We start from the raw sequence: 1074 nt of genomic DNA, 5'->3' as shown, positions 1-1074 counted from the left end.
ACAAAATAGAAGTACTCACCCTCTTCAATGTCTTTGAACAACGGATTGCCTGCTTTTGCGGAAACGGTATTCCACCCCATATGCGGCAGCGGTAAGTCACCAGTCTGTAGCAACTTCACTTCGCCATCGCAAAGTCCAAGACACTCAACTAACTCGTCGGCTTTCTGCCCTTTCTCTTGAGAAAACTTACCCAATAACTGCATACCTAAACAGATACCAAGCAATGGCTTTTCAACTTGCTTAACGAGATTGATAAGATCACGCTCTTCAAGGTTTTTCATCGCTTCGCTTGCTGTACCCACACCAGGTAGGAACAACTTGTCTGCTGACAGCACCACTTGAGGATCTTTTGAAATCGTTACGTCATAACCTAAGCGTTCAATGGCAAACTTCACCGAAGAAACATTGGCACAGCCCGTATCGATAATGACAACTTTTTGTTCTGTCACTGTTTTTCTCCTTGCTCACGTGAGCCTTAAAGGACGCCTTTGCTGCTTGGCAGCTCCGTGCCTTCCACCTTGATTGCTTGGCGTAACGTTCGACCAAACGCTTTGAATAGGCTCTCAATGATGTGGTGATCATTATCGCCAGCAGAAGAAAGGTGTAGCGTACACGCTAGTGTGTCAGTTAAAGAACGGAAGAAGTGAACCACCATCTCTGTCGACAAGTCTCCAACTTGATCACGGCTAAATTTCGCGTCAAATTTCAGGTAAGGACGACCAGACAAATCCAACGCACATTGCGCCAAGCACTCATCCATCGGCAGGCTGAAACCAAAGCGACCAATGCCGCGCTTATCGCCCAACGCCTCTTTTAATGCCTGACCAAGGGCTAATGCGGTATCTTCAATCGTGTGGTGATCATCAATGTGTAAATCACCGTCGACTTTGCACACCATTTGGAAACCACCGTGAGTGGCAATTTGATCCAGCATGTGGTCAAAGAAACCAAGACCTGTTGAGATATCATTGCCGCCTTGCTCATCCAGATTAACGGCAACTTTAATGTCGGTTTCTTTAGTAGTACGAATCACTTCAGCAACTCGTGCTTTTACCGTTAGATCTTTCAATATCT

General features: G+C 46.0%; 2 protein-coding genes. Both read right to left on the bottom strand.

Annotated elements, in window-relative coordinates:
- Positions 1-449: imidazole glycerol phosphate synthase subunit HisH (hisH, locus tag R7035_RS25920; protein ID WP_318146409.1), on the bottom strand; the 449-nt coding region annotated here is incomplete at its 3' end.
- A 26-nt stretch (positions 450-475) separates the two neighbouring features.
- Positions 476-1074: imidazoleglycerol-phosphate dehydratase HisB (gene hisB, locus R7035_RS25915; RefSeq protein ID WP_318146408.1), on the bottom strand; the 599-nt coding region annotated here is incomplete at its 5' end.

It is taken from the genome of Vibrio sp. 1731, from assembly GCF_033339955.1.
Classification (GTDB): domain Bacteria; phylum Pseudomonadota; class Gammaproteobacteria; order Enterobacterales; family Vibrionaceae; genus Vibrio; species Vibrio alginolyticus.
This window is presented reverse-complemented; position numbering and strand designations above follow the sequence as displayed.